10 protein-coding genes and 1 pseudogene are annotated in these 14342 nt (G+C 40.4%); 3 read left to right on the top strand and 8 right to left on the bottom strand.

Features of this window, described 5'->3' with window-relative positions:
• The first annotated feature begins 634 nt into the window (after positions 1 to 634).
• Positions 635 to 955 carry a hypothetical protein gene (locus LC653_RS24255; protein ID WP_229497282.1) on the top strand — a complete coding sequence of 107 codons (321 nt, stop codon included), beginning with the start codon at positions 635 to 637 and terminating at the stop codon, positions 953 to 955.
• Positions 956 to 2561: 1606 nt separating this feature from the next.
• Here LC653_RS24255 and LC653_RS24245 read toward each other — a convergent pair.
• A pseudogene (locus tag LC653_RS24245) lies at positions 2562 to 3794 on the bottom strand (glycosyltransferase family 4 protein); the annotation flags it as partial.
• A 679-nt stretch (positions 3795 to 4473) separates the two neighbouring features.
• Between LC653_RS24245 and psaK the strand changes: the two are divergent.
• Positions 4474 to 4734: a photosystem I reaction center subunit PsaK gene (psaK, locus tag LC653_RS24240; protein WP_229497280.1), complete on the top strand. Its 261-nt coding sequence runs from the start codon at positions 4474 to 4476 to the stop codon at positions 4732 to 4734.
• Between the two features lie 392 nt (positions 4735 to 5126).
• Here the strand turns inward: psaK and LC653_RS47445 are convergent, their stop codons facing one another.
• The 5 genes from LC653_RS47445 to hemN all read right to left on the bottom strand — a co-directional run bounded on the left by LC653_RS47445 (position 5127) and on the right by hemN (position 10106).
• Positions 5127 to 5471 (bottom strand): hypothetical protein, encoded by a 345-nt coding sequence (locus LC653_RS47445; protein WP_372478216.1) that lies wholly within the window; start codon positions 5469 to 5471, stop codon positions 5127 to 5129.
• Between the two features lie 100 nt (positions 5472 to 5571).
• Positions 5572 to 6312, bottom strand: coding sequence for a DUF3891 family protein (locus LC653_RS24230; protein WP_229497279.1), 741 nt, complete (start codon positions 6310 to 6312; stop codon positions 5572 to 5574).
• A 505-nt stretch (positions 6313 to 6817) separates the two neighbouring features.
• Positions 6818 to 7510 (bottom strand): manganese catalase family protein, encoded by a 693-nt coding sequence (locus LC653_RS24225; protein ID WP_229497278.1) that lies wholly within the window; start codon positions 7508 to 7510, stop codon positions 6818 to 6820.
• Between the two features lie 195 nt (positions 7511 to 7705).
• A complete protein-coding gene (locus LC653_RS24220) occupies positions 7706 to 7924 on the bottom strand; it encodes a GlsB/YeaQ/YmgE family stress response membrane protein (protein ID WP_229497277.1) in 219 nt (72 codons plus the stop codon).
• A 799-nt stretch (positions 7925 to 8723) separates the two neighbouring features.
• Positions 8724 to 10106, bottom strand: coding sequence for an oxygen-independent coproporphyrinogen III oxidase (hemN, locus tag LC653_RS24215; protein ID WP_229497276.1), 1383 nt, complete (start codon positions 10104 to 10106; stop codon positions 8724 to 8726).
• 401 nt (positions 10107 to 10507) lie between these two features.
• On the opposite strand from hemN, the gene acsF reads away from it, so the two are divergent.
• Complete coding sequence (gene acsF / locus LC653_RS24210; RefSeq protein ID WP_229497275.1) at positions 10508 to 11584, top strand: magnesium-protoporphyrin IX monomethyl ester (oxidative) cyclase; 1077 nt, start codon at positions 10508 to 10510, stop codon at positions 11582 to 11584.
• A 595-nt stretch (positions 11585 to 12179) separates the two neighbouring features.
• On the opposite strand, the gene LC653_RS24205 is transcribed toward acsF, so the two are convergent.
• Both LC653_RS24205 and LC653_RS24200 read right to left on the bottom strand, forming a co-directional pair.
• A complete protein-coding gene (locus LC653_RS24205; protein ID WP_229497274.1) occupies positions 12180 to 13145 on the bottom strand; it encodes an MvdD family ATP-grasp ribosomal peptide maturase in 966 nt (321 codons plus the stop codon).
• An 84-nt stretch (positions 13146 to 13229) separates the two neighbouring features.
• Positions 13230 to 14234 (bottom strand): MvdC family ATP-grasp ribosomal peptide maturase, encoded by a 1005-nt coding sequence (locus tag LC653_RS24200; protein WP_229497273.1) that lies wholly within the window; start codon positions 14232 to 14234, stop codon positions 13230 to 13232.
• Positions 14235 to 14342 lie beyond the last annotated feature (108 nt).

Here is a 14342-nt window from a genome sequence, read left to right as displayed (position 1 = left end):
CGTTTAGTCAAAGCATAGCAGACCTCAACTATCATAGCGGTTACTTGGTTTGATGATAGCTGCGAATAAAAAAACGCAGAAATATTATCATCAGATAGACTTTTATGCTTAGGTGACAAGTGAATTTTTTATACAGTTTGTTTTTAGTGAAGAGTTTTCCTAGCTCAAGCGATCGCTGCCAAAGTTAAACCCAAAGTACTATCAGTAGTTATAACTGCTTTAATTTGATCAGCAAGATTGGATTGTGTAGGTGCTGTACCAGTACATGCGATTGTTGTAACATAAGAGCGAAAATTATAAGTTCATCTTACAGAGGTATACACTTATGGTTACTAACGGCATCAATTTGGCAGGAAGTCTTAGTGAATTTATCACAGCTATTAAGAGCCGTTCGGATGAAGGATTAAACTTAGTTGATGTTGAATAGGGCGATGGTAAGTGGTTTGGGGTTTTTCAACAAGATTCTGGTGCTAAGATTTATAGCAGCGCAAGTAGTCTTGGTGAATTTACAACTGCTATTGAGAGCCGTTGGGATGAAGGATTAGACTTAGTTGATGTTGAATACGGCGATGGTACGTGGTTTGGGGTTTTTCAAGACCAAGCAGGTGATAGCGGTTATAGCACCGCAAGTAGTTTGAGTGAAGTAAAAGTTATTCCAGGATTAGAGTTAGTTGGTGTTGAATACGGCAATGGTATCTGGTTTGGAATTTATAAATACATATTAGCTTCTACTACTTATAAATATACATCTAATCTTAATGACTTTACAGCTACTATTCAGAGCAGTGGGAATGAAGGATATGAGTTATTTGATGTAGGATACGGCGATGGTATCTGGGTTGGAGTTTTTGAAAAAACTATATCTTCCACGCCTGTCCTGGGTAATATAGATCCACGGGTTAATTATTTATCAACATCATACTCTAACGGTATTTATGTGGGTGCAGGATATTAGCTGCGTCCCAGTGAAACATTTGCCCTTACTGTTAAGCCTTCGCCATAGCTTCGCTTAGAGCGAGTGTCGTCGAGCCTCACCCCCGAACCCGAAGGGCTTGCCGCAGGGTAGGACGCAAAGGACACAAAGAAACAAAGAAGTTAAAAGGGTTTGAGGCAGCCTCACCAATAAATGGTATAAGTTATATCATGTCCGTTCAAATAACCGTCATTGCGACCGTTCGCGCAGCGTCTCCCTTAGGAGAAGGGAAGCAATCCCAAAAACGCAAGTGAATTGCGTCGTTTCACTTCGTTCCACTCGCAATGACATATTACAGCTATTTTCAGGTAAATAGACCACGCGGTAGGGGCACAGCATTGCTGTGCCCTTACGACAGATGTGGTTGAAATACATGAAAACTGCTGTAAGGGTGATTTCCCGGACATAATATTATATCTTGCACATGCCCACTTTCCCGCCAGAGAATAAATTCTCTGGCTAATAGCGCAAGTCCACTTAAGTGGACTCTAATCATTATTGAGTCTTCTTTAGAAGAATGCAAGCTAGTAGCCTCAGAATTGATTCTGAGGCGGTTGTTGAGACTGGTACAAGTCTGAGCTAGGACTTATATCCCACCTTCCGCACCCGCAAGTGTCACAAACGGAAATTACTGAGAAAAAAAGGCAAGCAAGAATAAAAATAGACATATTTAGACAAAAAAGACATTTGAGCCGCCATGAATCACCAAAAAAGACATCAAAGTCTATTGTCAATAAGGAGCAATAAAAACTGATGGCGAATAGATTCGGATGAGATAAATAAATGAAGATATTAAAGACTGAAATCATAAATTGGAATAATGAATTGAAGTGACCAAACTAGATTTTTGACATAGTAAATTAGAGCTATAAATCAGTTTTTGAATCTAACTTAGTTCTTATGTACTACCATGTCAGCTTTTTGTTGATCTGTGACAGTTAGGGTGCGGAAGGTGGGTTATATCAAGTTCGGCAAATCACTTACGATATGTCATTGCGAATGCAACGAAGTGGAATGAAGCAATTCGCTTGCGGTTTGGAGATTGCTTCACAACGTTTGCAATGACACTAATCAGCCGAACATGATATTACGCACGAGTAACGGAAAACGAACCACAGAGAAGCCAGTGCGTTGGGCGGGTTCCCCGACTTGAAGCAACTGGCGCGGCGCAGAGAAGCCAGTGCGCCCTTGCGGTTAAGAGACTTGTCCCTTGCGCGTCTCCCCTTGGGAGAAGCAACTGGCGCGTCACGGAGGAATGAGAGTTTGAGAGGGTTTTTGCGTAAGTCCTATGAGCCAAGTAATTTCCACTAATTAAACTAATAATGGAAATCACTCAGCCTAGAGAAATATTTAGAATAAATGATTGAGTAATGGTGAGTGAGGACTAGGAAAATAAAATTATTGCTTACTTCCGAGTTACCCATTCACCAGTATTTGTTACGCAAGAGAATTATTTAGTAACCAAAACTGGCTGTTTTGCTGTTGACTGCACTAATTCGACTGTTGACTCCACTAGTTCTTTTGCTGTTGACTGCACTAATTCGGCTGTTGACTCGATTAGTTCTTTTGCTGTTGAGGCTACTGTTTGTGGCTGTAACAGTTGGGTGTAAAGTTCACTCAGTTGATGTGCTACACCATCCCAGCTAAACTTACTTTCGACGCGCTTTCTACCAGCTTTACCTAATTCATCTCGCCATTCTGGATTTAAAAGAATTCGGTCAATTGCAGATGCAAAGGCATCTACATGTTGTGGTGCTGCCAATAAACCAGTTTCTTCATTAACTACAGTAAACTGAAGTCCTCCGACATCACTTGCTACCACTGGTGTACCGCTTGCCATCGCTTCGATAGCTACCAGTCCAAAGGGTTCGTAGTGACTGGGAACAACGCAAACATCAGCAGCTGCGTAATAAGTTGGCAAAATATCTTGACTCAGACGACCAGCAAAAGTGGTAAAGTCACTCATCCCCAATTCGCTGACAATTTGATCAATGCGATCGCGCTCAATGCCGTCGCTGTTACCTGGAGTACTACCACCACCAATAATTAGCTGGAGATTCTTGGAGTCACGTAGCCCAGACTGGTTTACTGCACGCACCAAGGTTTCTATCCCTTTGCGTTGGTCAAAACGCCCTACATATAATACAACTTTGGCTTCTTTATCAATTCCCAATTCAGCCCTGGCTGCTTCTCGTGCAATGGAGCCAAAGCGCTGAATATCTGTACCGCAGGGAATGATGTCGATATTGCCTTTAGTGGAAACTAGCGATCGCATGTGTTGCTGTTCTTGCGGACTTGTCGCCACAACTCGCTCTGCTTTTTCCAACACGTCTTTTTCCACTGCTAATCGCACACTAGCAATCTGAGGAATATTATCTATGGTGTTATACTTAACCGCTCCTAATGAGTGGTAGGTGTGAACCTGTTTACTATGTTGGATTTTCTTTAACTGCATCCCCACCCAACTAGAGAGCCAATAGTTAGTGTGAACTAACTCGTATTTAATGCCATTTTTTACTTGAAATTTGAGGAAATTATCCACAAATTCTGGCAGAAATTCAAAAATCTCATCTCGCGGCACAAACTCAAGGGGGCCAGCTTTTAAACGAATAGTGCGGCAATTGTCGCTGTGTTCAACAATTGAGTCTTGCTCCAGACTCACTTTGCGAGTAAACATATCAACTTGCCATCCCAGGTGCGCTAGTGCTTCACCCACGTTACGCACATAAACATTTTGTCCCCCAGCTTCTTCTTTCCCTATTTCAATCGCCGGGTCTCCGTGGACGGAAATCAAGGCGATACGTTTTTCGGTGGTATTCATAGTTTGTGTGTTGCTGATTTTAACAAAGTTTTAAGCTGTTCCAAACTCGTGTATAGCACACTTGCCCGAATTGTTTAGGAACTTTGATTAATATTGATTTTAATTTACTATGCCTAATATTTTTTTACATCTTCTGCCAGAAGTATACTATTAGATTAAATACAACAAATATTTAATTTCTTTAGATATAGAAAAGTTTTATCTTTAAATTTCATACTTTTGATAGATGAAAATTATATTTTTTATATATAACTTATAAAGTTTATAAAAATCAAAATGGCTGAAAAGGTTGTAAATACGTACTTTGAGCTTCTATACTTTCTCTTTTTCAATTCGGATTGCGCTATTAATTCAGAATATCTAATCCTTTTGATAGAGAAATATTATAGTTCTTGTCTTATTTGTGCAGATATAATCCCATAGATACATACATTAGTGTGAGTTTGACGAAGCGAAAAAGCAGCCGCACGCACAGCTTCTTGTAGAGAAAGTAGTTCAATAAATTAAGCTTTTTGGCGATTTTTGTGTAAGTCCTGAATTTATCCCGTTGAACTCACGTTGTATTAAGTAGTGAGAATAAGTGTTAAATATTGATGCAAAATCGGGTACTTTCTGGAATTTGCTTCGGAAAGTCTCAGATTATATTTGCAATCATTTATAAATTTCAGGAGCAAATCAGGTGTTTACTTCAACCTTACTCGCTGCCGCAACCACACCTCTGCAATGGAGTCCTACCGTTGGACTGATTATAATTCTTGCCAATATCGTTGCCATTGTCATTGGCAAATCTACCATCAAGTATCCCAACGCAGAACCAAAACTACCCTCAGTCAATTTTTTAGGTAATTTTGGTTTGCCAGCCCTTTTAGCAAGTACCGCCTTTGGTCATATCTTAGGAGTGGGCGTTGTCTTAGGGCTGCATAACTTGGGAAGAATTTAGGTTTTTACCCAAATTAGCCTTTATTCGATGATTCTTTTGTCTCCAGCTTTGAGCCAGAGAGTTAGTTCTCTGGCTCTTTTTTATTGAATACTGAGTTATAATGTCTTAAATAGTGAGTGCAATTATATAACGTGAGTTCGATGAGCTAAAGAACGGCAGGAGGAAGGGCCGGTAATACCAAGTGAGCCTTTTAGGGAATGAAACAGCCCTGCCTTTGAGGGAAGTCAAAAGTCAAAATGAAAAGTCTTTTTGTTATCTCAAATAGGGATGAGTTCACGCTTCAAGTCAACGCCACTAATTGACATCAAAACCACGGCTTTCTAACACTTGAAACATAGGTATCCAATAGACTGCTGTTGATTGCATTGCTACCGTTTCAATCCCACACTGCTTTAACCAATCAGCCATTGCATATACAGCAGTTTGCAAGTAAATGAGGTACTTTCAGCGATCGCATTTGTTACTTCAGCTACCGTATTTGTTACTTCGGCGTTCGCATTTGTTATTTCGGCGAACGCATTTGTTACTTCAGCGTTCGCATTTGTTACTTCGGCGTTCGCATTTGTTATTTCGGCGTTCGCATTTGTTATTTCGGCGTTCGCATTTGTTATTTCAGCGAACGCATTTGTTATTTCGGCGATCGCATTTGTTATTTCGGCGATCGCATTTGTTATTTCGGCGATCGCATTTGTTATTTCAGCGATGCTTGGGGATCTTGCTACGCGTAGCGGATGCACCAGAAGACGTAGGCACGGCCATCGTTTCCATTCTTTTGTGGTTGTAGTTTGAAAACACGTTCTAGTTCTAACCTTTGTCTTTTTTGCAGCTGTGTGTAATCTAACTCTTAACGAATGTCCACTCTAGTACCTTGATGGGAGCTTCTTGTAGTGCTTGAGTTAGTTCGGCGCTACTTTCAAATTTTACTTGGGAGAGGTCGCAGGCTTCGACGTTGACCGTGAATTTATCGTCTTGGAAGGGCCAAGGCTTGACAACAACCAAGTTATCGCTGCGCTGCATGATGTCATAGCGCTGACCTTCAGGGCCCTTGCTAATTTCTAAAAACCGCTCATCCTCAGGTAGTTCTTGCTGACATAAGATGAGAGAAAGGCGATCGCACCATTGCATAAATGCATAGGCTGCATCAACTTCTTCTTTTTCGATGCCCAGTTCTTTGGGCCAACGTTGCTGGTTTTGCAGTTGCTCATCTAAAATTTTGTCTAATTCTGGAAACTGACCCCGGCTTGACTCATTTAAACGGCTGATGTGCATGGAAATTAGTAGAGCCACCCACCGTCCCCGGTAGCGAGCATTCTTTGCCAGATCGGCCAATTTATTAATACCAATCTCTGCATCCTTCTTTGTGGAGAGAGTGAAGTCCTTTGGCGCCCCCGCTTCAGTAAGAATATCCTCTTCCCACTCTTTTTCTAGATCATCGTGATGGGAAATTGCAGCAACGGTTTCATATAACCTTGCTGGCGCATCTTTGCGCCGCCATTGTCCCGCCAGTTGAGCTGCTAACAAAGCATGAGCGCGGTGATAAATAACTTCCCAACCATTTGGCGTAGCGTTGACAATCACAAATCAATCTCCTGATTCTTAGTTTTAATTTTGAGTTGAATTAATTTCTGAATTCAGAAACGTCGGGGTAGATTTGAAGAGGCGATCGCTCCGACTTCTTCAGTGTGGCTTAATTTCAATATCGCACAGAGATATGTATCCAAAGCGCGTGTTGCATCTAAATCAATATCAGCAAATACTTATCGGCTTAGATTCCCGACTTCTCTAATACCAATTCTATATAAAGATGCGCTTAATTCGACCCCCCTGTAGTCCCCCCGATGCTTTGGGGGGACGCCGAAGGCGGGGGTAAATATGGGTGCAGCTTCACAGAGAAACGGTATAAGAAATCGGGAATCTTGTTGTTCACGAATGATTTAAGATTGCTTTAGGTTGGATAAAGCTAAATTCTCCCTCAAAAAACCCCTGATGTAGACAAACAGTTTAACTATTGCTAAAGAAGGTGGGCAAACAGCCCACCTAATAATTGGGAGTTTTCAAGAAGCTCTAACTGCAATCTATGAAATTAAGAGTGACTTTCTAGCGGATTCGCAACATATTTAAATGTTGGTTCAGAATTCCAAGGGCCACGCTCATCTTTACCATTACCATCTGTAGATAGGTTGTAGTAAAGAGCAACAGTTTCATCTGGCTTAATATTACCAAAGAACGGATCTGTCAACTTACCCAGCGAATCTAGAGCTTTCATAAACATCTGGGTATGAGAAATTTCTCGTGTTAACAGATGCACTAAAGTCTCTTGGGTTCCTTTGTCAGTTGCCAACTTAATTAACTCTTCGTAAGTCTGACGAGCGCCAGCTTCAGCTGCAACGTTAGCTCTCAAATCACGCACTACATCTCCGCCTTCATTCAAGTAACTTGCAGTCCAAGCATTACCCTGACTATCTAGAAAATGAGGCCCAACCCCTCGGATTGCAAACAGAGTACTCTTATAAGCCTCTGTTTGATCCACATTTTTGGTATGAGCTTCGATGAGTTTACCAACCATTTCTAAATGGCTGAATTCCTCGATCGCAATGTCTTGGAGCATGTCTTTAATTCCAGCATTCTCAACATGGAATGATTGAACCCAATATTGAAGTGCTGCGCTAAGTTCTCCAGTAGCTCCGCCAAACTGCTCTAAAAGCAACTGAGCAAAACGAGGGTTTGGTTCAGTAACGTTAACTGCATGAATAGGCTCTTTTTTGTGAAAAAACATAGATTTACACTTCCCAAAATTATGATGTTCTCCAAAGGATCGGCTATTTTATTGTCTCCTAGTATTTTCCCAGACAGAGCTAATTTAATGTTTGATAGCTTCTCAAACTGGTGAACTAGAAGACTGATAAAATACAGTAGTGATGTCAGTGTTGATAAATGCCAATCAGCGATTAGGCATTGCTGCTTATTGTGATTAATCCCATAGATAAATAGCAACAATTGCGCCGAACACAGCCACTAAAATACCAGGAATTAAACCAGCGCCAGCCGCAGTAATTTGCAGAGTTCCTGTTCGTAGCAAGGTAAACAGACTTCCACCGACTAAAGCACCAATGATACCCAAAATCATTGTGGAGATAAGTCTGCCGCCTTGATAGCCAAGATAAATAGCTTTAGCGTAAGCGTAGCCCACCGTTGGCGTACCACTTGCCTACGGCACGCTCCGCGAACGTGGAAGCACGCTACGCGCAGCGTGTCGCAGACTAGCCTCTCCAAGAGTTGGCATCGCACCTGCCAAAAGTTATAAAACTATCCAAGCAATAATACTCATAACTGCCTCAACAATCTCACTTGTCTCTAAGTTATCAACTCTGACTGACAATTCTTTCTACCACATGGGATAAATGCTAAATCCAAAAGTTAGATAAAAAACTTTACATCAATAAATATTTGAATGAAAATTTGCATTTTTTATTTTTTAGCATAAAAATGCTAAACGAAAGTTTTGCCAGATAAATTAGGAATTATTCAATACATCAGTCTAGACATAATTTGCTGTAAAAATAGGCACTGAAAAATTAATCAATTTATTATATCTATCTTAAGTAAGATGTCAAAATATTATCTAACTTTTTGGAGATGCGTCAAAATCTAGCTCAGACGAATTTATAACGGTTTCGTTAGCATTCATCATTGATTATCTTTAATTACAGATAAATAATTAACCAAGATTTTTGCAAAATTTTTATTTCAAATCTCAATGACCTGCCTAAATGATAATTTTTATCATCAAAGGTAATAGCTTTGTGATAATTAGTAATAGTTTATTTTAAAATTCAGATTTTCCCAAGAGTTTATTATATTTCACAGCACAGTTTGCTCACAATAATTACTTTAATAATTGCAACATATTAGATAGATTCCCTCAATCGTTATTTTCAAGGTAAATTGAGGGGATAATATCTATTTTGCCAAGATTTGCAAAAGTGGTATCAAATGGCGCGTGAAAATTTTGTCTCTTGCGTTCTGGTATGAGTATCAAATATAACGGCAATATTTCTGACAAGTAATCTCCCGATATCTGTAATCTGGATGTGATTTTTTGATAAACTAACTAGACCATCGGCTTCTAATGGTTTTAACGCCTCTAATTCCTCAGAGAAATATTCATCAAAATTGATATCATATTTGTTTTCAATATCTTGCTTATGCAACTGAAAGTGAGACATAATGCCCATGATCACATCCCGTCTGATGATGTCATTTTGAGTAAGCTTAATACCTTTACTAACAGGTAAAGCACTCGCTGCAACTGCCTGATAATAATCCTTTAATTCTTTGTGGTTTTGAGCATAAGCATCTTCTAGCATACTGATGGATGTAGAACCAAAACCAAACAGTTCTGTCTGGGCGTGGGTAGTGTAGCCCTGGAAATTGCGTTTGAGAGTACCATTGCGTTGAGCGATCGCTAGTTCATCATTAGTTTTAGCAAAATGATCCATCCCAATAAATAGATATTGGTTATTCGTCAATTCTTCAATGGTCATTTTCAGAATTTCTAACTTTTCCTCTGCTGGGGGTAGCGCCTCTTGAGGAATATTTTTTTGTGTAAGTTTAATCCACGGTATATATGCAAAGTTAAAGACAACAATTCGGTCAGGATCTAACTCAACAGTTTTTTTCAACGTCTCCCGAAATGTCTCGCGGGTTTGATAAGGTAAACCATAAATAAGGTCTACATTCACACTTTCAAACTTAGCTTCTTTAACCCAACTCATGACATCAAATAGCATTTCTTCTGGCTGGACACGATTTACAGCTACTTGAACTTGGCGATTAAAATCCTGAATGCCAAAACTAATACGGTTAAACCCAATTTCTCTCAGAAAGAAAATGTAGTTTTTATCTATATAACGAGGATTAATCTCAATTGAGATTTCTGCTTGTGGATCGATGTTGAAATGGCGATTGATGTTTTTCCATAAAAATTCTATTTGGTGACGATCCAAGTAATTAGGAGTACCGCCTCCCCAGTGGATTTGCAGCACCTTTCTGTCTGGATCGATTAAAGCTGCGGTGTTTTTAATGTCTTGAACCAAAGACTCCACGTAAGGTTTGGCAATATTCTTGTTGTTGGAAATTACCGTATTACAGCCGCAGAAGTAGCAAGCACTTTGGCAAAAGGGGATATGGAAATATAGACTCATAGAAGTTTTGCGTTGGTTCGAGGCTGCGATCGCGGCCTTAAAATCAGTTTCAGTAAATGTTTCGCTCAACTCTGTAGCAGGCGGGTAACTGGTGTATCTAGGTGCGCGAGTGTCGTACTTTTGAATCAAATCCAGATCAAACTTGACACCAGGTAATAGAAAAACCATTGAGTTGCTTTCCAGTGAATGTATGAGGTGAAGGGCAGGCAGGGGGAGCAGAGGAGTAAGAAGGGGGAAATAACCAATGCTTAACGCCTAATGACTAATGACAAATGACTAAGCCGATGTAGATCCCAGCTATTTTTATTTCTCCTAAGATTATTTAACTATTAATTTATATATAACTATAAAGATATTAGTATTTATTTATGTTTTTCTGATTTTCACCCTTAGACACATCCTAGTTGAGTAGTAACAAAACTGATTGTGCAATAAGCATTTAAACTCTCCTGAAACAACGGGTAATAAGTTTATTTCTCACAATTTACTCTCAATAATTTAACTGATGTCTATAAACAACTATTTATGCTTATATAACTTTTAAAGGATGAAATAATCAAAGGATTCTTATGGTTAAGTCTCTGGAAACCCGCGAACCTGAGTTGCTGAAACCAGGTGTAAAAGCACCTGTTCAGGAAACATTATTAACACCACGGTTTTATACTACTGACTTTGAAGCTGCGGCGCAGTTGGATATTTCGTCCCAGGAGGCTGAGTTACTGGCAATTGTAGAGGAGTTACGAGCTGACTATAACCGTCATCACTTTGTCCGTGATGAAGAATTTCAGCAGTGTTGGGATCACATTGATGGAGAAACGCGCGTTGCCTTTATTGACTTTTTGGAACGTTCCTGCACTTCAGAGTTTTCTGGGTTTCTGCTGTTTAAAGAGTTATCGCGCCGTCTGAAAAACCGCAATCCGATTTTGGCGGATGCTTTTAATTTTATGGCGCGGGATGAAGCACGCCATGCGGGATTTTTAAATAAGTCAATGGCAGATTTTAATCTTTCCCTGGACTTAAGTTATTTAACCAAAAATCGCACTTATACCTTCTTTCCGCCAGAGTGGATTATTTACACAGTCTACCTATCTGAGAAAATTGGCTACTGGCGCTACATCTTGGTGTATCGCCACATGGAAAAACATCCAGAACACCAAATTTATCCGCTATTCCGTAAGTTTGAAAGTTGGTGTCAGGATGAAAATCGACATGGAGATTTCTTTAAAGCACTGCTGCGATCGCAACCTCAATTATGGAACAATTGGAGAGCTAGATTATGGGTGCGTTTCTTTTTATTGAGTGTTTTTGCTACTCACACATTGACAGTATTTGAACGCGCCACGTTTTATCAATCTATTGGGATAGATCCGCGCGAATATAATACCAGAGTCATTCAAGAGACAAATAACACCGCCGCGCGGGCATTTCCCCTGATTTTGAATACAAATCATCCAGAGTTCTTCCGGCGGTTGGAGAAGTGTTCTGACCTTAATCTGAAACTAGCAGAGATTAATAACAGCAATCGCTCACCAGTTATCAAATTCTGCCAAAAATTACCCTTGATAGCTTCCATTGTTGGGCATCTATTGCAGACTTTCCTAATCAAACCCGTTGATGCTGAATCATTGAGAGGGACAGTTCATTAACTAGTAACTACATATAAGCTAAACCACATCTAGTTTGCATATCTAAAATTTATATAACTCTTGTGGGGTGGGCATCTTGCCCGCCGCAATGATGCAATTTAAATGTGGAACAGCTTATCAACTGAATCACAAGTCTTCTTTGGGAATCTCTTCACTCGAATTCTATAAGTTATATCTTGCACTTGCCTCCTTTCCCGCCAGAGAATGAATTCTCTGGCTAATAGCGCAAGTCCACTCAAGTGGACTCAATCCTTATTCAGCCTTCTTTAGAAGATAGCCCCAGAATTCATGATAGTGCTGGCGAATTTGTAGGGAATCTAACCCATCAGCCCCATCTTAATTTCTTTAATTTCAGTGCGTTTAAACGCACTTTAGCTATTAGCCCGCAATTTATTGCAGGGCGGGAAAGCAACGCAAAACCAAGATTTTAGGGATGGGGAGTTTAACCCCTCGCAAATTGACCAACAGTATCATTCATTCTGAGGCGGTTGTTGTGGCTGGTACAAGTTCTGAGATAACTAATTGCATACTTTTCACAGCTACATATTTTAATACCAATTCTCTCTAAATTTTGAGTAGATAGCTCCTGCCCCCTTCAATTTTGTAGAACCTGTGCGATCGCCTCAGAAATCGGTAAGCCAGGACAGCGTTCTAACCAGAAAAACTCGCCAACTGGGTTAACCTCAAGAAATACATGACGACCATCAGGAGTTAAAATAATATCAATAGCTCCGTAGTTCAAACCAAATTCTGCCATGAGTTTGAGCAGTTTCTCTTCCACATCTTCAGGCAGAGTATATGGTTCCCAAGCGTCGAGTAAGGCAATTCCCTGTTTGCGCCAATCGTAACGCGCCTGATCCAGAGCTTGAGAATCAACCGCAGCCGTCAGCACACGTTTGCCTACAATAATTGTCCGCAATTCTAATGCCTTGGGGATTTTTTCTTGAAATGTCATTGGGCAGAAACGTAATCCATCGAGGTTGTCCAGATCCTCAAATGAAATTGGATTCGTAAACACAACTTTTTCTCGTCCTTGTTCATCGTAAATAGCGAAGGAAGAGAGCATCTTTGTAATTATTCCCTCCTTACACTCTTGGGCAAATTGCTTTACTGCCACTGAATTGTTTGTAGTCAGAGTACGTGGCGTATCTAGACCGATCTCTCGCGCTATTCGTAATTGCAGTTGCTTATTTTCGGCTCGGCGAATATTTGGCAGAGGGTCGAGATGGAAGCCCTTAATACTGGCAATCATTCCCTCAATGGTAACGCGAGATTCTTTGAGTGAGGCTTGTCTGAGTTGCTTGTCCATCGAGTCGGGAATTCTTGACCCAATTGCGATGCGGCGATACCAAACTGCTGACACTTCACTCAAATCTAATGTCTGGTCTTCAACGCTTAGAGTAACTCGCTCACTTTTAGCATAGTAAACATCTAAGGTGATTTCTGTGGGAAATCGGTCTGTGTCAAAACGAAATGCTTTCCCACCTTGGGCTTCAATTGCCTGAATAACTAGAGGAATACTTTCGTTGTCTTGGCTGTGAGTAATGATTAAAACAGTCACGTCGCTTCGCTCCGAATTAAAAATTAAAAATTAAAAATTAACAAGTTCCTAAATTTATAAAAGCTGTCAGTTGGTTGTGAATTTTTAAGTAAGAGCATTTTGCTTAGGATTTTGTGAAAGTAGTGCATCTGCGATCGCATCTGCGATCGGATAATCCAAATCTCTCTCCAGCATCCCCCACTCTCCTGTAGGATTAATTTCTAAAAAAACGTATTCCCCTGATGGCGTTTTAATGAAGTCAAATGCTCCAAAAATCAGTCCAAACCTTGCCATAAAAGCATCCAGGCAACGGATTAGTTTATCAGGTAATTGATATGGTTGCCAGGTAAGAGCCTCTTTTGTTCCATGTCGCCAATCTTGGGTGGATGCTGCATACTCAGAGGCATCCAGTGCGCCGACAAAGAGATTACCATTCACATACACTGCGCGTAGTTCTAGCTGTTTGGGGATTTGTTCTTGAAACACAACTGGACAATAGCGCAGTGTTTCAGCATCAAGTAAGTCTTCTTCTTTAACGGCGCTGGTATACATGAAAAAAGAGGAGGCTTGCATCCCATAAGAAAGAGGTCTGAGTAGCTTGGCAACCATTTTTCCTTTAACTTCCCTAAAAAACTCTCGTGTTTGTTGAGGATTGTTGGTGACGATAGTCCAAGGTATGACAAGACCAACTTCCGATGCAATTCTCAGTTGGCGTAGCTTGTTTTCAGATGCACTGATCCGTTGTAAATCATCCACCCAGGTAGCTCCCCTCAAACTGTCCCAAAAGCCATCTAAGACTGCGAGTGATTCACTAGAACAGGCTGCTTGGAATTGTGGAGCTAATTCTTTACCTAAATCAGGTTGCCAGATACGTCGCATCCATACTGCTTGCACTTGCTCGGTGTTCAAAGAGCGAGTGCCATATTCCAGTTTATGATTGCTCCCAGAGTTGCTGAAATTCGCCTCGATTTGTACTGTCATCGGAAACTTATCAGTATCAAGGCGAAATGGCTGTGCGCCTCGTTTTGATACAGCTTCTGCAACTCTATCTATTGTGAAGTAATCACCACTATGGGTGATTAATAAAACCACATCACGGTCAACGTGCATAAAATATCTTTATTAGATTCTTGTATTATCAACTATTAAAAAAATAAAGCATTAAAAAAATGAACTTAGTTTTAATGGGAAGCCAACCCCTAAATGGAGTTGGCAAAG

The organism is Nostoc mirabile CHAB5784, from assembly GCF_020829645.1.
Lineage (GTDB): Bacteria > Cyanobacteriota > Cyanobacteriia > Cyanobacteriales > Nostocaceae > Nostoc > Nostoc mirabile.
This window is presented reverse-complemented; position numbering and strand designations above follow the sequence as displayed.

Coding starts and splice junctions, on each gene's coding strand:
- LC653_RS24225 (WP_229497278.1), bottom strand. CDS start 7,510: ATGTTTTTTCACAAAAAAGAGCCTATTCATGCAGTTAACGTTACTGAA.
- hemN (WP_229497276.1), bottom strand. CDS start 10,106: ATGGTTTTTCTATTACCTGGTGTCAAGTTTGATCTGGATTTGATTCAA.
- acsF (WP_229497275.1), top strand. CDS start 10,508: ATGGTTAAGTCTCTGGAAACCCGCGAACCTGAGTTGCTGAAACCAGGT.
- LC653_RS24200 (WP_229497273.1), bottom strand. CDS start 14,234: ATGCACGTTGACCGTGATGTGGTTTTATTAATCACCCATAGTGGTGAT.